Annotated in this window: 23 protein-coding genes and 1 tRNA gene; 3 read left to right on the forward strand and 21 right to left on the reverse strand. The window is 33.4% G+C overall.

The features are described from left to right. Window positions 1–21 precede the first annotated feature (21 nt). Both V9L05_RS08580 and V9L05_RS08585 read right to left on the reverse strand, forming a co-directional pair. Window positions 22–3,243 (reverse strand): efflux RND transporter permease subunit, encoded by a 3,222-nt coding sequence (locus tag V9L05_RS08580; protein ID WP_338815140.1) that lies wholly within the window; start codon window positions 3,241–3,243, stop codon window positions 22–24. 54 nt (window positions 3,244–3,297) lie between these two features. Further along, on the reverse strand, window positions 3,298–4,458 hold the full coding sequence (locus tag V9L05_RS08585; RefSeq protein WP_338815141.1) for an efflux RND transporter periplasmic adaptor subunit: 1,161 nt from the start codon (window positions 4,456–4,458) through the stop codon (window positions 3,298–3,300). 303 nt (window positions 4,459–4,761) lie between these two features. Between V9L05_RS08585 and V9L05_RS08590 the strand changes: the two genes are divergently transcribed. From V9L05_RS08590 to V9L05_RS08600, 3 genes are all read left to right on the forward strand, one after another. After that, window positions 4,762–4,836: transfer RNA gene (locus V9L05_RS08590), tRNA-Val, on the forward strand. Window positions 4,837–5,028: 192 nt separating this feature from the next. Further along, window positions 5,029–6,198 (forward strand): tyrosine-type recombinase/integrase, encoded by a 1,170-nt coding sequence (locus V9L05_RS08595; RefSeq protein ID WP_338815142.1) that lies wholly within the window; start codon window positions 5,029–5,031, stop codon window positions 6,196–6,198. A 54-nt stretch (window positions 6,199–6,252) separates the two neighbouring features. Continuing rightward, complete coding sequence (locus V9L05_RS08600) at window positions 6,253–6,576, forward strand: hypothetical protein (RefSeq protein WP_338815143.1); 324 nt, start codon at window positions 6,253–6,255, stop codon at window positions 6,574–6,576. Between the two features lie 244 nt (window positions 6,577–6,820). On the opposite strand, the gene V9L05_RS08605 is transcribed toward V9L05_RS08600, so the two are convergent. Genes V9L05_RS08605 through V9L05_RS08695 form a run of 19 tightly spaced genes read right to left on the reverse strand, consistent with a single transcriptional unit; the run spans window position 6,821 to window position 16,341 of the window. Further along, on the reverse strand, window positions 6,821–7,390 hold the full coding sequence (locus V9L05_RS08605; RefSeq protein ID WP_338815144.1) for a hypothetical protein: 570 nt from the start codon (window positions 7,388–7,390) through the stop codon (window positions 6,821–6,823). Between the two features lie 7 nt (window positions 7,391–7,397). Beyond that, a complete protein-coding gene (locus tag V9L05_RS08610) occupies window positions 7,398–7,943 on the reverse strand; it encodes a glucosaminidase domain-containing protein (RefSeq protein WP_338815145.1) in 546 nt (181 codons plus the stop codon). A 6-nt stretch (window positions 7,944–7,949) separates the two neighbouring features. Further along, entirely contained in the window at window positions 7,950–8,330 is a 381-nt protein-coding gene (locus V9L05_RS08615; protein WP_338815146.1) for a hypothetical protein, read from the reverse strand. 4 nt (window positions 8,331–8,334) lie between these two features. After that, window positions 8,335–8,748, reverse strand: coding sequence for a hypothetical protein (locus V9L05_RS08620; protein ID WP_338815147.1), 414 nt, complete (start codon window positions 8,746–8,748; stop codon window positions 8,335–8,337). A gap of 7 nt (window positions 8,749–8,755) precedes the next feature. Then, on the reverse strand, window positions 8,756–9,277 hold the full coding sequence (locus V9L05_RS08625) for a hypothetical protein (protein WP_338815148.1): 522 nt from the start codon (window positions 9,275–9,277) through the stop codon (window positions 8,756–8,758). A gap of 2 nt (window positions 9,278–9,279) precedes the next feature. After that, window positions 9,280–9,483 carry a hypothetical protein gene (locus V9L05_RS08630; RefSeq protein WP_338815149.1) on the reverse strand — a complete coding sequence of 68 codons (204 nt, stop codon included), beginning with the start codon at window positions 9,481–9,483 and terminating at the stop codon, window positions 9,280–9,282. Next, a complete protein-coding gene (locus tag V9L05_RS08635) occupies window positions 9,480–10,673 on the reverse strand; it encodes a hypothetical protein (RefSeq protein WP_338815150.1) in 1,194 nt (397 codons plus the stop codon). The genes V9L05_RS08630 and V9L05_RS08635 overlap by 4 nt, the downstream gene beginning before the upstream one ends. Before the next feature lie 2 nt (window positions 10,674–10,675). After that, on the reverse strand, window positions 10,676–10,888 hold the full coding sequence (locus V9L05_RS08640) for a hypothetical protein (RefSeq protein WP_338815151.1): 213 nt from the start codon (window positions 10,886–10,888) through the stop codon (window positions 10,676–10,678). Between the two features lie 17 nt (window positions 10,889–10,905). After that, window positions 10,906–11,109 (reverse strand): hypothetical protein, encoded by a 204-nt coding sequence (locus V9L05_RS08645; protein ID WP_338815152.1) that lies wholly within the window; start codon window positions 11,107–11,109, stop codon window positions 10,906–10,908. Next, the gene (locus V9L05_RS08650) at window positions 11,066–11,851 is read right to left on the reverse strand and encodes a hypothetical protein (protein WP_338815153.1); all 786 of its coding nucleotides are present in this window, start codon (window positions 11,849–11,851) and stop codon (window positions 11,066–11,068) included. The genes V9L05_RS08645 and V9L05_RS08650 overlap by 44 nt, the downstream gene beginning before the upstream one ends. A 26-nt stretch (window positions 11,852–11,877) precedes the next feature. Further along, window positions 11,878–12,261 carry a hypothetical protein gene (locus V9L05_RS08655; protein WP_338815154.1) on the reverse strand — a complete coding sequence of 128 codons (384 nt, stop codon included), beginning with the start codon at window positions 12,259–12,261 and terminating at the stop codon, window positions 11,878–11,880. An 8-nt stretch (window positions 12,262–12,269) separates the two neighbouring features. Then, window positions 12,270–12,848, reverse strand: a complete 579-nt coding sequence (locus tag V9L05_RS08660; protein ID WP_338815155.1) for a hypothetical protein — start codon at window positions 12,846–12,848, stop codon at window positions 12,270–12,272. A gap of 6 nt (window positions 12,849–12,854) precedes the next feature. Beyond that, complete coding sequence (locus V9L05_RS08665; protein ID WP_338815156.1) at window positions 12,855–13,232, reverse strand: hypothetical protein; 378 nt, start codon at window positions 13,230–13,232, stop codon at window positions 12,855–12,857. Further along, window positions 13,177–13,479: a hypothetical protein gene (locus tag V9L05_RS08670; RefSeq protein ID WP_338815157.1), complete on the reverse strand. Its 303-nt coding sequence runs from the start codon at window positions 13,477–13,479 to the stop codon at window positions 13,177–13,179. The genes V9L05_RS08665 and V9L05_RS08670 overlap by 56 nt, the downstream gene beginning before the upstream one ends. Further along, window positions 13,479–14,315: a hypothetical protein gene (locus V9L05_RS08675; protein ID WP_338815158.1), complete on the reverse strand. Its 837-nt coding sequence runs from the start codon at window positions 14,313–14,315 to the stop codon at window positions 13,479–13,481. Before V9L05_RS08675 ends, V9L05_RS08670 begins: the two co-directional genes overlap by 1 nt. Before the next feature lie 17 nt (window positions 14,316–14,332). After that, on the reverse strand, window positions 14,333–14,911 hold the full coding sequence (locus V9L05_RS08680) for a hypothetical protein (RefSeq protein WP_338815160.1): 579 nt from the start codon (window positions 14,909–14,911) through the stop codon (window positions 14,333–14,335). A gap of 6 nt (window positions 14,912–14,917) precedes the next feature. Then, window positions 14,918–15,397, reverse strand: a complete 480-nt coding sequence (locus V9L05_RS08685; protein ID WP_338815161.1) for a hypothetical protein — start codon at window positions 15,395–15,397, stop codon at window positions 14,918–14,920. A gap of 1 nt (window position 15,398) precedes the next feature. Continuing rightward, window positions 15,399–15,791 (reverse strand): hypothetical protein, encoded by a 393-nt coding sequence (locus V9L05_RS08690; RefSeq protein ID WP_338815162.1) that lies wholly within the window; start codon window positions 15,789–15,791, stop codon window positions 15,399–15,401. Next, window positions 15,763–16,341 (reverse strand): transglutaminase-like domain-containing protein, encoded by a 579-nt coding sequence (locus V9L05_RS08695; RefSeq protein WP_338815163.1) that lies wholly within the window; start codon window positions 16,339–16,341, stop codon window positions 15,763–15,765. Before V9L05_RS08695 ends, V9L05_RS08690 begins: the two co-directional genes overlap by 29 nt.

The following is a 16,341-nucleotide window of genomic DNA, read 5'->3' on the forward strand; positions in this document are numbered from 1 at the left end:
TGCACAAACGACACATAAAAATTACTCCATTTCCTTCATAATCTTCAAGCGTATCATTTCACGATTGGCAGGTTCTACTTCTTCGGAAGTGGGATAAAGAACTTCTCCTTTATATCCTTTCCAAGTGTGTTTAACCCAACGCTTAGAATAAACAATCATTCTACGCATATCATTTACAACAAGCAGAATAACAGGGAAAATAAGTAGAATCAAGAACGTACCAAAACCAACTCCATAAGCCACCGAAACAGCCATCGGAATCAAGAATTGAGCTTGAAAACTTGTTTCCATGATAAGTGGTGCAAGTCCTGCAACAGTCGTGATAGTTGTAAGTAAAATTGCTCTAAAACGAGAGATTCCTGCATTATAAATGGCATCAGGCATTGTCATTCCTTCTTGTAAATTGGAATTGAATTTACTGACCAAAACCACAGCATCATTGATAATAACGCCTGAAAGTGCCAAAATTCCCCACAAACTTAGTAGTGAAACAGGCTTATCAGCAAAGAAATGACCAAAGACAGCACAAAACAGTCCCAAAGGAATCAAACACATTACTAAAAGCGACTGACTCAGCGAACGAAAAGTAAGTGTAATCAAAAGAATAATTACAAAAAGCATAATTGGAAGTGCAAACTTCAACGATTCTTGTGACTGACTACTGCGTTGCTGTTGTCCACCAAATTCAAAAGAAAGACTTGGATATTTACTTTTCATATCTACAAATGTAGAATCTGTTAGTTTTTGGATAATACTAACAGGTGAACCATTTGGATCAGCTAATTCTGCTTCTACAGCAATTTCCCTTGAGCCATTGAAGTGTTTGATATCTACAATTCCTCTATCAATGGTATAAGAAGCAACTTCTGACAATGGAATTTCTTTTCCATCAGCCATTTTGATACGCATAGTTTCAAGTTGCCCTAAAGTTTCTCTACTAGCTTCTGGATAACGCACCCACACACGTACCTCATCAGTTCCTTTTTGAAGACGTTGTATTTCTTCTCCAAAAAAACCTTGTCGGATTTGGTTAGTAATATCTGCGTGTGTAAGTCCTAGGAAATAGGCTTTCGGTTTGAGTTCTAATTGTAGTTCTCTTCGCCCTACTCGCTGATTATCTGTAACTTCTTTTAGTTCTGAAAAATTTTCAAGCTCCCTTTTAAGTTCTTCGGTAGCTTGGTCTAAGGCTTCATTATTTTTGGATAATAAACGAACTGAAATAGGTTTTCCAAAACGGTTTCTTCCTGCAACAGTAAAGGTTTCAGCTTCTGGAATCTTACCTATTTTTTCTTTTACTCGGTTTGAAATTTCATTACTGGTAATTTCTCTATCATCCATATCCAAAAGCGAAATAGAAACATGTCCTGCATGCGAACCGTTTTCACTTCCATCAGAAGTTCTGCCCAAATTTCTAAAGGTATAATTGATAAAATCTTTTTCATCATTATATTCTTTTTTGAGTTCTTCGTTTACATCCCAAGTAGCCTTTTCGAAGCGTTCTAAATAAGAAATAACTTTTTCTTTTGGTGTTCCTGCTTTGAAGGCAATACTGGCATCAAAACTATCAAAAGGAATATTTGGAAAGAAAACTACTTTTATAAATTGCCCGTTTATCAGTCCTAGAACAAGCATCACAAAAACAACAGGAACAAAAACATACACATAACGAAAGCGTAAAACGTGGGCAAGTGCAGTTCCATAAACTTTATGACGTAAAAAATCAATGCCTTTATTTAGTGTTCCTCTAAATTTTCCTTCACTTTTTGTATCTCCCATATCTTTATGAGTAAGGTGAGAAGGCAAAACAAAAAAGGCTTCAATCAGCGAAACGCCCAAACAAAGAACTACAATCAGTCCCATTTCTTGAAGAAAATCAAATCCTTCAATACCAATAGCAATAGGCAAAAAGGCTACAATTGTTGTAAGGACAGACGTAAAAACAGAAGGCATTACCTCAAAAGTACCATCAACAGTTGCTCGCATAGGCGACTTGCCCATCTCAAAGTGCGTAAAAATATTTTCTCCAATCACAATACCATCATCTACCAAAATACCGACAACGAGTATCATTCCGAAAAGGGAAATCATATTAATCGTAATTCCCATTAAGGCAGCAATAACAAACATTCCTGCAAATGAAATTGGAATACCCATAGCTACCCAAAAGGAAAGACGAAGACTAAGAAAAAGTCCTAGACAAATCAGAACCAAAACAAGTCCCATGATTCCATTATCGATTAGCATTTGAAGACGTTGCGAAAGCAAATCAAAGAAATCAAACGAAACGACTAATTCAACATCAGAATGTTTTTTATTAAATTCTGTGACATAATTATTCGCATAAATTGAGATTTCTTCTAAATCTTCTTCTTTAAGTTTTGTAATTTCTAGTGAAACAGCTCTTTCTCCATTGATGTGTAAGGCATTCGGAACATCTGCAAACTGTTGTTTGATAGTAGCAATATCTCTCAAACGAAGATTACTTCCATCTGTATTAGCACGAAGAACAATATTTCCAATTTTTTCAGCCATTTTTTCTTTGGCTCTTGAACGGATTAGAATTTCTTCTTCTTTAGATTTGATTGCACCTGCCGAAATATCACGGTTATTTGATCTAACTGCTGCTGCAATTTGCTCAAAACGTAAATTATAACGTAAAAGTGTAGCCTCTGGAACTTCAATAGAAATTTCTATATCAGGATAACCACTAATATTAAGCTGAGAAATAACTCCTGATGCCAACATTTCATCTTCAATTTGTTCAGCATATTTTTTTAAGAGAAACAAATCTAAATCTTTTCCTTCTCTTGCTCTCAAACCCAAGTACATGGTTCTGCTTCGTGGCTTTACTTTGAAAACCAAAGGTCGATCTGCGCTGGTTGGAAAAGAGTTGATTCTATCTACAGCATTTTTTACTTCAGCAAGTGCTTCATCAGCATCGACACCACGCTCCAACTGAACGACAATATTTGCATTGTTTTCAGAGGAAGTAGAAGTAATTTCTTTAATTCCTTCAATTCCTTTTAAGGATTCCTCAATTTTGATAGTTACGCCTTCTTCCATTTCTTCGGGTGATGCTCCTGGCATAACTACACCTACTGTAATTGTAGTAGGGTCAGTTTCAGGAAAAAAGGAACGTTTCATGACCCAACCATACGAAACTGCACCAAATATTACCATGGTAAAAATGATGGCATTTGCCCAAATTGGATATTTTACAAAATATTCTACAAGTTTTTTCATAGTATTTATCATTAAAACCCTAAGGGGCTTCAAAGACCTTTAGGATTTATGTTTTTATTTAACAGATAATTTTGCGTCAGTGCTTCCTGTATTTTCCTTCAAAATTTTGACAATCATTTCATCATAAGCATTTATTAAAGGCTCAGTTACTACTTTTTCACCTTCATTTATACCTGAAATAATCAATGTTTCTTTATTGGATTTCTTTATTTGAACAGTTTGAAGATGCAAAACAGAATCATTTTTGACTGTATAAATTTCATTATCATTAAAAACAGCTCTTCTTGGTACTTCAATAGCATTTTGGATTGTTCCTCCTTGCATAGTTGCACGCAAATACATTCCTGCATAAATCGGATTTTTTCCATTCTGAATTTTTACATACACATCTAAAGATTGGGTGGCTGGATTGACAATATCGCCTATACGTGCAATTGTTCCTATCCATTGTTGGCTATCATCTTCTGTGGCTACTCCTACTTTCGTTCCTATTTTGAGCCAATGTACATCTCTAGTATCTACAGGAACTTTGAGTTCTAATTGACTATTTTGAGCCAAACGCAATACTTTACCGTTTGGAGGAGCTACCGAACCGTTTTGTAAATAGACTTCACTAATTGAACCTGAAAAAGGAGCAGTTACAACATATTTATCTAAAGTAGCTTCTTGCGCTTTTATGTTATAATAACTTGTCAGTATTCCTTTTGTAGCAAGGAATGTTTTTTCTTTTTCGGATTCATAAGAAGGAAGTTTTGGTAATGATTTATCTACTTCCAAACTAGCAAAATAACTACTCCAAGCTTGATAACGATTTGGATAGTCAATTTTCATGTCTGGTAAAATCATTGCAACTTCTCGCATAAAATTACTTTTTTGTGATTGAAGTCCTAATTCAAATGTTTCTTTACCAAGTGTAAACAAAACTTGTCCTTTTCTGACAGATTGCCCTACTTGTAAATGAACACTTTCACGAATTTTGCCTGAAACTTCAGCTACAATATCAACAGGTTGCTCCGATTCTACTCTACCGAATGTAACTATTTCGGCTTCTATAGTAGAAGGATTTGCATTTTGGATTTTGACAGCTATGGCTTGTGGTTTGGCTGCTCTTTTGGGTGGTTCTTGTTGCATACTACCAAGCCATACATAAAGACCATAGCCTCCACCTAAAAAAATAATTGCAGCAGCAAGAGAGAGTAAAACTTTGTTTTTCATAACATTTTATGAGAACTCCAAGGAAGTAGAGTTTTGTATAAAACCTTCAACTACAAATAGCAGAAAGTAAAAAATAAATTATTGATTAAAAATTTGGTAAAATAAGGAAATAAAAAAAATGAGAATTGCCTTATAACTAGTTTATAATCAGGTGTTAGACAGACTATAGAAATAAAACCACTTTTCTTTTAAGAAAATAAGTAGTCTAAGTGTTTGCAAAGTTACTAGCTATGTGTGTATATTTGCAGATAATTAACACTCTTTATTGTAAAGGTTGTTAAGAAGTGAAAAGTAGAGCAAAAAGGACTATTAGCTCAGTTGGTTTAGAGCACTACCTCGACAAGGTAGGGGTCATTGGTTCGAATCCAATATGGTCCACAAATAGGATAAATAAAGAGATTAAGTAAGGTTTTAGAAACTGAAAAGGCTATATATTTTAATATGTATAGCCTTTTTTTATAGAATGAAGTAATTTTATTCAAGATGTACACTATATGATACACTTATTATCACTAGTGTACATTTTTTATTTATTTCATTAAATCTTAAAATTATTTATGTTTAAAAAAAATGCGCTTAAAGATTTGGTTCTTTATTCGAAATAATTCTATTACTTGTAAGCTATCAAGTACAAATCAAAAAAGAGTAGAGTTTGTAACTGGAATGCGTTGTACACCTGAAAACTGGGATAAACAAAAAGAACGGACAAAAAATAATACGGCTGACAATGCACGTATTACAGAATTAAGAGCTTTATTTGAGCAAAGACATGAAGAGCTTTTAATACTTCAAAAACACAATCCACATACATTAAGGCAATTATTCAATGAAGTTTGGAAAAATAAAGAAACGGCTTATACTTCGTTTTTGGTTCTTATTCAAGAGTGGCAAGACTATTTAGAAAGTAGAGTAGGTACAGATTTAGAATACTCAACTTTCAAATCTTACAAATCAAAACTAAATAATATTAGAGATTTTGTAACTTTTACAAAGACAAAATATCTAAATGCGAACTCTTGGAATGATGGTATAGCTATGGAATTAGAAAGTTATATTAAAAAATACAAGGGAGGGCATAATCACGCTGAAAAGGTCCTTTCACAATTAAGAGAAGTTTTTAAGTTTGGAAAGAAAAAAAAATATATTGTTTCTGTTCCTGTCGAACATTCTATTAAAAGGCTTCCTGTTGATTTGGTTTATCTGACTGCTAAGGAAATAAAAAGATTTGCTGATGTAGATATTAGTAAACAAGCTCCACACGTACAAAAGGCAAAAGACGGCTTTCTACTACAGTGTTATACTGGTGTTGCTTTTGCAGAATTGACACGAATAACAAAAGATACTATTTTTGAAACTCCAAAACTGGAATGGAAAGAATGGATTTTGATTAAAAGAAAGAAAACCAAAAAACGAAAATTAAAACCATGTATTATTCCTGTTCTTCCAGAAGCAAAGAAAATTTTAGAAAAGTATAATTATAAGATTCCAAAATTTGAGAACGGAAATTATAATTTAGCAATAGCATGTATTTGTACTTTAGCCAAAATAAAAAAGGACATTTCAAGTCACAATGGTCGAAAGTCCTTCGGTAATTATTTATCTGAATTAGGTATAAGCAACGAATCTATATCTAAAATGTACGGACATTCTAACACACAAATAACTGAAAACTCTTATGTAGAGATACGTCAAACTCGTATAGCTAGAGAAATTAATCAAGTATTTGGAAAGAAAGAATAAAATAAATTTCTATATTCGTAACTTAATTATTTACTCAAATAAACTAAATTTTATATGAAAAATGTATCTATATTTTTATTAGGAATTACAGTAGTTTTTCTTTTAGCTTTCTCTTTTGCAACAAAAAAAGATTATAATGCTAGAGTCGATAAAGTACAAGGAATACCAGTTTACATAATGTCCGAACCCTTGGACGATTACGAAGTTGTTGCAAGTGAAAACAATCCTAGTAGAGAATACTCTATAAGGGCAACAGTTGACAAACTAATAACTAGAATACGTAAAAAAGAAGATCGAAACCGTATTGGAGACTTTGACGCTGTTATTATAGCTGATGATGGTTCGAAAGCTACTTTGATAAAATACATAGCAGAATAAACAAAACAATCCCCTTGTTTTTATGGTGTACTATTTCCCAAATAAAAGCACAAAAAAAAGACAGATAAGAAAACCCTTAATTTTCTTAATCTGCCTTGAATGTATTTTAAAGTGTGTTTTACTTCCTGCGCTCTCAGCTGTTACCAAGGTTCACCTGGTTAAATAATTTCGTGTAATATAAGACACAAAAAAAGACACACTAAAATAGCATGTCTTTTTTGGTAGCTGTTAAATCTTTTCTTTTTTATGCTGCTACTGTGTCTGTATCTACTCGTATAATTACATATTCGTATGTTCCTATCGCTCTAAAAGGTCCGAATGTAAAAACTCTATCAGCTTCTTTTAATCTTGTGCCGTCAAAGTTTTCATACCCTAATTGCTCGTCAAATTTCTCGCCTGCGCTTACTAAATTAAGCCTTGTAATATAACTTCCGTTCGCTGTAAAATGTGCAGATAAATCGACTACTTGTGGGATTGATATATCACTTACTGCAAATGTTCCTGTTTTTGTTTCCAATGTTGGTGTTGTTGTTGGTGTTGGTGTTGTGGTTTCTGTTGTATCTGTAATAGACACTTTAATTTTTCCGTATGTTTTTGATGTAGATTCTTTTACTAGGTTAAATGTTTGCCCTGGTAGAAGTTTTATAATTTCTTCGTCATGTTCTGTAAATACTGTTAAATCCTTATCTGTTGTAGGATTTATTAAAACTGCTGCAAAAGAATCTATACTGTATAATATATCTTCTTGTAGATTTTGTACAGTTTGTTTTCTGTCTTGGCAACTACTACTGTCGATTGTTTTTAAAATTCTCATGTTTGAGTTAAGATTTATGAAATTTATAAAATGCCGTTGCGCCTGCTCCTAAAAATAGAATTGCAGCAAAAGGCAATACTTTGTTTATTTTTGCTATCCTGTCGTACTTTTTTAGATTGTTATCTACTATTATTTGAATAAGAACAGTAGAGTAATTTGGATCAGTGGCATATCCTGCCTGTTGCAATTCTCTAGTTTGCTGTTCTGCAGTATTGGCTTGCAATACTTTTTTGTATCTACTATTATTAAGTAATAAAGAATTTCTATCTTTTAAACTTTCTGTAATAGAATCGTAAACACGGAAATAAGCATTTACATAAACAGATACATTATTAATTACTTCCCTGGTCCTAAAGCTTGCTTTCTTTCCTTTCCATGTACTTCCTGCTTTTATTCCAAAATGATTATTATACGGCTGTTTTGACAAAGAAGAGTTACCGTTTCCACTTTCCAAAGTTGCTTGAGCTATCAATACAGAAGGAAAAAGTTTTGTTCCTGATACGGCTCTTATTGCGCTGTTGGCTATGTATTTTATGTATTCCTGTCTTGTCATGATTTTTTAGCAAATAGCTAGTTTGTTGAGAAAAATATTATATTCTGAACTACTTAACTTAGATGTTAATTGTGTAAATAAATCTTCTTCAAATGTTCTTAAATATGCTTTAGATACTATTTCAAAATCATTTTCACACATTTCGATAGCTATTGCATAAATTCCCTCTTCATCTTCATCTGGAAAACCTAAAAAATTAGTATTGTGTAAAGCTGTGTATAATCTACTAGCCCAACGTACATGCTTGTCTGTGCTTAACTTTAAACCTTTTGCCTTTGCTTTCTTTAGGCTTTTTGAAAGTTCCTTTCCTGTGAGAAGTAAAGTAAGTACACCCAAAGAACCCGTAAGAGTATATTTCACAAATTTTTGTCCTAGTGTTTGTTCCATAATTTTACATTCCTTGGTAAGCTATTCTAAAAGTATCGACGGCTGCTTGGTTAAAACAAATAGGTTTATTTGAGAATACATTATCTACAGCTTTTTGGGTAGATGTTCCCCAATCGCCATCAACTCCGTAAGCTCCCAAATCTTGACCTTTTACGAATTTTAAATAAGATTGTAAGATACGTACCTCAGGCTTTTTGTCTCCTTTGCAAATTACATTTTGAGAAACTGGAATACCTGTATTATTTCCATTACCTCCTGTAATTGCTGTAGTTGCACCGTCTAACATTTTACGATTATCTAACCAAATTTGATAACGGTTTATACCGTACCAAGTTAGAAGTAAACCACCTGCAACACCAAAACCTACACCAATTTTTGAGAGTGTTTTGTCTTGTTTTGTTTTTTTCTTTTTTGCCATAATATTTTTAGATCCAAACGCCTGTTTTATGATAGTGTCCTATGTTATATTTGTCTTTATAATAAATGTTCTTACTAGGAATATTTATTGATTCTAACCAGTCAGGTAAATGAAAACTAGGGCACGCCTTTACAGCTTCCGAATAGTGAGGAGCGATAAGTATATCATTACTCATTTTCTCAATGTAGAATTTTATAATTTCTTCCATTGTATCTTTTTGTGCTTGATTACGTGTATCTGCTGGCATTCCTGTATTATTATCAATACCACCGATATAACAAATATGATGAGATTCAGAATTGAAGCCTTTAACGCCCCATGTTATTTCTATTTGTTCAACAATATTATTTATATTTGCTGCTTTTAGCTTTACGGGTTTCCCGTCTAATTCAATAACAGTTCTGTAACCTATTGCACCCTTTCCCCATTCTTTCTCGTGCCATGTAATTATGTCTTTGTGCGTGTGTCCGTGTTTCGGCTTTGTTGCTGAGCAATGAACGAAAAGAAATTTTAATAATCTATTAGCCATGTTTAATTCGAATGTTGGTAAAAGTAAATAGTTCGTTGCCCTGTAACTTCATCGACTTGTACAGAATACTGCCCTCTTCGAAGTGCTTCTAACTCTTTTGTTTTTAGCTCTTTTGTTAATGCAATAAGTTCTATTATATCATACACGCCCTTTGCTACTGCAGCTGTTCCAATAGAAACTAGTAAAAGTGTTGTAAAATTTTTCATCGTCTTTTTTTTCTTTTTTGGTTTTTATGTACTCCAAATAAGCCGAATTTTACGCCTTCTTTTTCGTCTTTTTCGGCTGCTCTTAGTTCCCTTTGTTTTGCTTTTAGTTGCTCCTTTTTCTTTTTTGCTTCTTCTTCTAATCTCAAACCTTCCTCGGTTGTGTAGATTCTACGAACCCAGTTTTTAGACGCACGCCTTTCATTTAGTTCGTCTAATTCACTTTGTAAATCTATTAAATCTCGTGTGATGTTTCGCTGTCGTGCTGGAAGAAATTCATAATCCTTAATAGGTTCACAACCTTCAAGCGAACACTCAGGAAAAAGTCTATCCTGTCCTTTTGCCAAACGCTCTTGAACCAATTTTATAAAATCATCTTTTTTGATTTTGAAACGTTCATCATCTCCATACAAGAAATTAAAAATATCAACTTCATGAGTATTTGTAATTTGGTCGTAAACTTTCCTAAGTTCTCCAACCCACAAACTAAAAGTTTTGATTTTCTTAAAGTTTTCGTTTCCTTCTGCATCTAATTTAAGAGCATCGATAAACATTCCTTTAGGGTTCAAATAGGTATAAGCATCAAGTTTATTAATATCATCAAAAGACTGCTGTAAGTCCTTTTTGCTACTAGGTTTGATGTTTTCGTTTCCATCTCTAGCTATTCGAAACGCCTCTAAATCTTCTACTAAAGATTCTTTGTTGTTTGCTCTATTGGCTATAACTCTAGAGTAGTTTATTGCTTCGGATTCTGTACCTACAAACTCTCTACAAAGTATTTTAAGTTCTCCCCTTCTTATTAGACCTTCATATCTGCTGTGACCTGAAAGTACATAATATTCTTTGTCTGTTGGGTCTTCCCAAATTACAATCGGATCAAAATAATTTTTGTTGAAGTTTTCGGCTACCTGTTGGGCTGACAATTCAGAAAAAGCATTTTCTCTGTTCTGAAAACGTTTTTCATCTACTTTGATACGAGAAATTAAACGATAGTATGCACCACATTCAGAAATTTGACTTTCAACTCGTTTATCTCTTTTTTGTGCGTACTGCTCCCTTTTGGCTTCGTTCTTTTTTTCTTTCGAAATAGAAGAGGTATTAAGCGAATTATCGACACTTCCTACTCCTGTACTCTCGTATTTCTTAGGTTTTTTTACTTTGAATATATCGTAAAATTCGCTTAAATCTTCCATTTTTATTTACGTTTTTTTCTAGCATTTATGGCTTTTTCAACCTTTGCTTGTAATTCTTTTTCGGCTTTTTGTCTAGCCAAATCAGCTTTTATTCTTCTGTCGTTTTCTGCATTTACTTCTTTTTCTTTTTCTAAGAATTTAAGTTTTTGCGCTGGTGTTGCACTTTTAGTCGGTTTTTTTGGTAAATCTAAAAGTTTAAGTTTTTTCTTCGCCATAATTGATATATGTTTTTTTAAATAAATAAATATTGATTCTTGTGAAGCTCCTGTAATGCTCTTTCTCTAGCTACATTACTATTAAGCATTTTGATAAATACCTTTGCATCTTCTTCGGTCAAATACTGTAATTGTGTTTGTAGAAGTTCGTCAAGTGTATTCTCTGTTATTGCTTGTTTAGTCTTCGTTGGTTTCTTCTTCTTCTTGTTCAGAATTGACATTTTGATTTTGATTTTGTAGGTTATTTAAAACTTCCTGTATGTCTTGTATTGTTATGCTACCATCTTGTAAATCTTCAAATAAACTTTCCTTTGGATCATAACTTTCTTCTTCTTCTGTTGCTGCTCCTAGTCCTGTCGGTTGTGTTGTTCCTAATTGCCCCAAAAGTCCTGACAAAACTGGGTGATTTTGTGCGTATTGAATTGCTACTGCTCCCAAACCTTCACCAAATTTTTTGGCTAAAGCGAACCTTTGTTGATTTTCAAATTCTCTTTTTTCTTCCTTGAATTTGTTCCTTTGATCCTTTAAACTGTTTTTTTCTAATAGAAGTGCAAACTCTCCTTTTAGTGCTTCAATGTCTGCATCTCGTTTTTTTCTTTCTAATTCTACTGCTCCCAGGCCTACATTGTCGACACTTCCTAAACCTACATATTGCGCCTGTGGCTGTGGCTGGTGTGTGGGTGTATTTTGGTTGGTGTTTTTGGTAGAAAAGAAAAACACGAGAACACTAGATGAATTAGCTGTTTTTGATTGAGATAAAACGATTTTAAAATCTGCGCCGTTTGGGTAGGCTGCTGCTCTTTTTAAAACTGCCTGCTTTGCTTCTTCTGCTGTATGGTCTCCTAAAAAATTGAGTATAGAAAAATCTTTACCAAAATATTGTAAAAACAATTTTACATTTGGGTAACCTTCATTTTCGATAATGTCAATTACATTTTCTAGTGTTGTTTGCTCTACTTGCATTTTTTAAAATCGTTTTAATTATTAGTTTAACAGTTTGTTGGTTTGTCTTTGGCTAAGAGTACGACAAAATCAAAACTTAGATTTGTTGTTGTTGCTCCTAACATTTTCGCACGAATAGTCAGAATATTAGAATCATCTACATTCAGATTAATAGGTGCATATTTTTCGGCTGGGTGGTTACTACTTTGCTTTGCTTGATAGTCTAAAGAGTTTACATAATCATTTACATTTCCCTTTTCATCTTTTAAGATTATTTGATAAGGAACAGAAGGATTAAAATTTTCATAGACACACACTCCAACAACTCTATCGAAGGCTTTGTCGAGGTTTATTTGACCTTCGACAATTGTGCCTTCAGTTGCTCCTGATGCAAGCGTGATAGTAACAGTTTGTTTTCTTGTTTCACGCATAGTCTAAATTATTTTACTTGAGTTTTGATTCCGTGTAGAGTAACTTCGATATAGTTACTGTCTGCTGGTAAAGCCACTGTTTTTGGTGTACGAACAGTAATTTGAATGCTTTCTTTTGGGTTGATAAGTTTCATAACTCCACGCAAATCAAAAATGCCTGTTTCGCTTTTTTCCTGTTCTCTTACAATGTCTTTAATACCCATAGCAAAAACAACTTTATCAGCTACAGATAGAACAACCTCTCCATGTAAAAACGCTAGTGCTGTCGGTGTTACATAAGACAATGTTTCAGGGTCTACTTCTGTAGCGTTGTTTGCTGTTCCGATTGTAATACCTCCAACAATAAAGACTTCTTTTGTCTTTAGAGTATCCCCTTGCAAAGGATGTCTACCGATTTTGTAATCGTCATCACTTTCGATTAGTTCGTTTAATTCGCCTGTTACCATTCTGCGAAAAGCTGGAGAATATGGAACTAACTCTGTCAGTCCAGAATTTGCAGCTTTTGCAGCTTCATCTTCTACTCTTTTTGCTGCTATTTCTTGTGATAAGAAAACATATGCTTTGTCTAAAAAATTTGATTTACACATATAAAATTATTTTGATTGTTTTGATTTTGATTTAGTTTTGTTGTCTTTTTTTGTTGCTATAATTACTGCTGTAATAAGTGTTACACCTACGACACTAGCAATAATAATTTCTTTGTTTTCAGCGAAAAAAGAAGGTTTTGTTTGTATGCTTCTTTTTATTGCTTCTTGTTGTAATTGTCTTTGTTGCTCTTCTTGTTTTGCTAGATTGTTTCTATCTACATTGTTTTGGCTTATTCTTGCGCCAATCGTTGCCAATTGCCCGACAACTGGAATACCTGAAAATACATTCGAATTATTCCTAAGAAAATAGCCTGCCTTGTCGAAGATGTTACCTAGTCCGTTTTGACTTTGATTTTGTTGTATTTGGTATGGGACGAAAAGCATAATATAAAATTCCTATTGTTGCAGCTCCACCAATGGCAATGGCTACATATTGTACTGTTTTTAATGTGTTACTGGTATCATCAATAAATGAGTTTGCAGTAGTTTGCAAGGCGTTTGCTAAAATTTGCTGTTTTAAAATCTCTGTTTCTTGTTTTCTTTCTCTACAGTCTTTTGTTAAACAAACATCAGATATGTCGATAATACCACCCTGCAAGCCTGTTTCTTGCTGTATTGGTGTAAATCTCATTATCTTCGTTTTTTAGATTTTTTCTTTTTTGGTTTTAATAATACAACTGTTGTAATAATACCACCAATTACTAACCCACCTGCTCCAACATACCACCAATAATTATTACCTTCTGGATTCGGTGTTTTTGCTTCGCCTACTACATAATAGTTTTGTGTAGAAGCAGAAGAGTTTTGAGGTAATGGACTTTGTGCGCCTGTTGTGTACATCATACCATTATCTGTGCTTGTTCTGTGATAAGGTTCTGAGCCTCTAAAATCTGTGACATCTCCAACTGGCTTTTGTGGCATTTCGTCCATAAAAACCGTTGGGGCTGGTGGTTTCTCTAAATATTCTGTTTGCATGTATTTTATGTTCGTGTCTGGAATTCCTAATATTTTACTTTGTAATTCTACTGGTACATTTTGCATAAGAGGACTTAGTAATTTTTCTGCTTGTGCTAATTCTGTTCCTTGTAATTCGTTTGCTGCTAACCAAAGGAAAGCTGCAATAAAAGCATTGTGTACATTTTGTATTGCTCCTTCTTCTTGCCCTAAAACTGCAATTTTACCACGTAAATTATTATAATCTTTAATAGTATTACACAAATCTTTACAAGCGAAACAATCACAGTTTACATTTGGCAAGTCTCCAATTTTAGAAGGATAAATAAACCCTTCTGCTTTTCTGTACGCATCTAAAAAAGGTTGTCCATGATAGACAAAGTTTGAAAGAAGGGCACTAAAAGAATTCGGTAAAAAACCCTGTTGTATTGCTACCTCTAAAACTCTTTTAATGCCTGTGTATTGGCTTATTGCTCCTAAACCGTTTTTTCTTTTTACTGGTGTGAATTGCATATTATTGTATCTTTTTTTTAGTCTTTGTTTACTAAATAAATTGTAGTTCCTATTACTGCCGTGCCTATAAGGATACCTCCAATTATGTATATTTTTTTATTTGCTTTGTTTTCTTCTGCTGCTTTTTCGTTATAAATTTCAGAATATTGTGATTCGTGTTGCAAGCCTGCATCTCTTTTAATTTTATTTCTTAGGTTTTGATGCTTTGTGTATGCTGCTGTTATACATTCAGTTAAATCAAAACCCTGTAGGTTTTTGCTATAACATTCTAATTGTTCTTCATACTGTGGTAAATAATAGTCTTTTTCGAATTGTGTACCTGTACTTTTTGTTTTAGCTATTAATTGTAAAATTGAATCATGTTGAGCTTTTGCAAGTCTTTTTCTATCTTCTTCATCTTGTGTAAGAATAGTTTTATTAAACTTTGCAGCTTCGGCTTCTCTCTCTAGTCTTTTTTTATCATCAAACAATCCCCAATCTAAATTTAAATAATCTACATTTGGGTTTACCCCTGTAGCTCCAGAACCTAAATTTATGCTTGAAAAATCCCAAGTAAACCCTAATCCTGTTTTTTGCTGTATTGGTACAAATCGCATAATATTCTATTTTTTCTTTTTCTTTTTTGGCTTATCTTTTTTTGTTACAATAATAACAGTAGTTACAATTGTAATAGCTGCTACACCTACCAAGCTTCCTGTTACCCAATTATCTAGCCCGGGAATCCATTTTTTTTCCTCGGCTGTTTTTGGTGTTGCTACCGTATTACTTGTATTACTTTGTTTTACAGTAGTAGTAGTATTAGTAGTTGTATTTGTCGTTTTTGGCTGTTGTGTTGTTGTTGTAACTGGCTGCTTTACTGGATTGTAAGTAGAAGAAGTATAAGTACCTGCTATCATTTCTTTTTCAATCTCCTTAGCTCTTTCATCAATTTGCGCCTTTTCTTCTGGCGTTAAATTGTTTATCCATTTGTTATAGTCTATGTTTATCGGATTGTCTTTAAAATATTGCTCCATAGATTCTTTGAGACCTGGTATTTCAAAAGCTCCTAAACCTCTGTTTTGCTGTATTGGTACAAATTGCATATTATCTTCTTTTTCGTTTTTTTGGTGTGTCCTCTTCTTTTGTAACTACCCACACTGTACCCACTATTAATAATGTACCTCCTGTAGCTGTCACCCAATTTGGCACGCTTGTAATAATAGTGTCTTTTTCAAACCAACTTTTATTTTGTACTACTGGATTTAGATTTGTGTAAACGTCTGGATTTACTCCATTACCTCCACTCACTAAATTTTGTGCTGCTGTATTGGCTACAGTAGTAAGAATCTTAGAGTTTTTAATCTTTTCCCAAAGACTTTTATTTTCCTTTTCTTGGGTTGTTACTACTGCTGTTGTTGTTGCTGCTCCTTGTGGGGGCGTTCCTGTTTCAGTTACTGCTCCTAAGCCTTTATCTTGCTCTATTGGTGTAAAATTCATATTTTAATGTTTTTTCTTCTATTTTTTTACTTGTTGGTTCTTCATTGAAAATCGACCAAACTGGGTCGATTATGTATTCGCCTGTTACTGCAAAAATGTGATCGTATTCGTTATTTTTATTATCATAATCTACGACATACATACTTGCTTTATAACCCATTTGCAGCATTAAAGATGCTGCAAAGACTGTAAAATCTTCACAGTCTATTCCAATACGTCTATCGTAGTAACTTCTTTCACAGTCTCGTATTTCTTCTAATCCTAAAGTGTCTTTTCTGTAATTAATATTCATTTTCAGAAAGTGCCAAACGTTGTACGCACTCTGTATGTGAGTATCTGCTTTCAGGTGTTGAGCTAGTTTTGAAACTTGCCTATTATCGTTTTCGACTATCTGTGCTACACGTGCTAGAGTTTTAGGCAAATCGCTTGCAGAATGTACATAAAAACCGTTTTTAGACATATTAATCAAATGCGAATAATTCGATAATTGTCGATAAGAAGGGATATATAAATCTCTTTTAGCGTTGTATTCTGCGTATCCTTTATTCAT

Source organism: Bernardetia sp. Wsw4-3y2 (genome assembly GCF_037126295.1).
In the GTDB taxonomy this organism is placed as follows: Bacteria; Bacteroidota; Bacteroidia; order Cytophagales; family Bernardetiaceae; genus Bernardetia.

What these genes read in the sequence shown, in the direction of transcription:
- V9L05_RS08615 (WP_338815146.1), bottom strand. Translation starts at nt 8,330, where the DNA reads ATGGAACAAACACTAGGACAAAAATTTGTGAAATATACTCTTACGGGT.
- V9L05_RS08665 (WP_338815156.1), bottom strand. Translation starts at nt 13,232, where the DNA reads ATGCTTTTCGTCCCATACCAAATACAACAAAATCAAAGTCAAAACGGA.
- V9L05_RS08650 (WP_338815153.1), bottom strand. Translation starts at nt 11,851, where the DNA reads ATGCAAGTAGAGCAAACAACACTAGAAAATGTAATTGACATTATCGAA.
- V9L05_RS08675 (WP_338815158.1), bottom strand. Translation starts at nt 14,315, where the DNA reads ATGCAATTCACACCAGTAAAAAGAAAAAACGGTTTAGGAGCAATAAGC.
- V9L05_RS08640 (WP_338815151.1), bottom strand. Translation starts at nt 10,888, where the DNA reads ATGGCGAAGAAAAAACTTAAACTTTTAGATTTACCAAAAAAACCGACT.
- V9L05_RS08585 (WP_338815141.1), bottom strand. Translation starts at nt 4,458, where the DNA reads ATGAAAAACAAAGTTTTACTCTCTCTTGCTGCTGCAATTATTTTTTTA.
- V9L05_RS08695 (WP_338815163.1), bottom strand. Translation starts at nt 16,341, where the DNA reads ATGAATAAAGGATACGCAGAATACAACGCTAAAAGAGATTTATATATC.
- V9L05_RS08630 (WP_338815149.1), bottom strand. Translation starts at nt 9,483, where the DNA reads ATGAAAAATTTTACAACACTTTTACTAGTTTCTATTGGAACAGCTGCA.
- V9L05_RS08620 (WP_338815147.1), bottom strand. Translation starts at nt 8,748, where the DNA reads ATGGCAAAAAAGAAAAAAACAAAACAAGACAAAACACTCTCAAAAATT.
- V9L05_RS08680 (WP_338815160.1), bottom strand. Translation starts at nt 14,911, where the DNA reads ATGCGATTTGTACCAATACAGCAAAAAACAGGATTAGGGTTTACTTGG.
- V9L05_RS08655 (WP_338815154.1), bottom strand. Translation starts at nt 12,261, where the DNA reads ATGCGTGAAACAAGAAAACAAACTGTTACTATCACGCTTGCATCAGGA.
- V9L05_RS08645 (WP_338815152.1), bottom strand. Translation starts at nt 11,109, where the DNA reads ATGTCAATTCTGAACAAGAAGAAGAAGAAACCAACGAAGACTAAACAA.
- V9L05_RS08595 (WP_338815142.1), top strand. Translation starts at nt 5,029, where the DNA reads ATGCGCTTAAAGATTTGGTTCTTTATTCGAAATAATTCTATTACTTGT.
- V9L05_RS08690 (WP_338815162.1), bottom strand. Translation starts at nt 15,791, where the DNA reads ATGAATTTTACACCAATAGAGCAAGATAAAGGCTTAGGAGCAGTAACT.
- V9L05_RS08685 (WP_338815161.1), bottom strand. Translation starts at nt 15,397, where the DNA reads ATGCAATTTGTACCAATACAGCAAAACAGAGGTTTAGGAGCTTTTGAA.
- V9L05_RS08600 (WP_338815143.1), top strand. Translation starts at nt 6,253, where the DNA reads ATGAAAAATGTATCTATATTTTTATTAGGAATTACAGTAGTTTTTCTT.
- V9L05_RS08610 (WP_338815145.1), bottom strand. Translation starts at nt 7,943, where the DNA reads ATGACAAGACAGGAATACATAAAATACATAGCCAACAGCGCAATAAGA.
- V9L05_RS08670 (WP_338815157.1), bottom strand. Translation starts at nt 13,479, where the DNA reads ATGAGATTTACACCAATACAGCAAGAAACAGGCTTGCAGGGTGGTATT.
- V9L05_RS08625 (WP_338815148.1), bottom strand. Translation starts at nt 9,277, where the DNA reads ATGGCTAATAGATTATTAAAATTTCTTTTCGTTCATTGCTCAGCAACA.
- V9L05_RS08605 (WP_338815144.1), bottom strand. Translation starts at nt 7,390, where the DNA reads ATGAGAATTTTAAAAACAATCGACAGTAGTAGTTGCCAAGACAGAAAA.
- V9L05_RS08660 (WP_338815155.1), bottom strand. Translation starts at nt 12,848, where the DNA reads ATGTGTAAATCAAATTTTTTAGACAAAGCATATGTTTTCTTATCACAA.
- V9L05_RS08580 (WP_338815140.1), bottom strand. Translation starts at nt 3,243, where the DNA reads ATGAAAAAACTTGTAGAATATTTTGTAAAATATCCAATTTGGGCAAAT.
- V9L05_RS08635 (WP_338815150.1), bottom strand. Translation starts at nt 10,673, where the DNA reads ATGGAAGATTTAAGCGAATTTTACGATATATTCAAAGTAAAAAAACCT.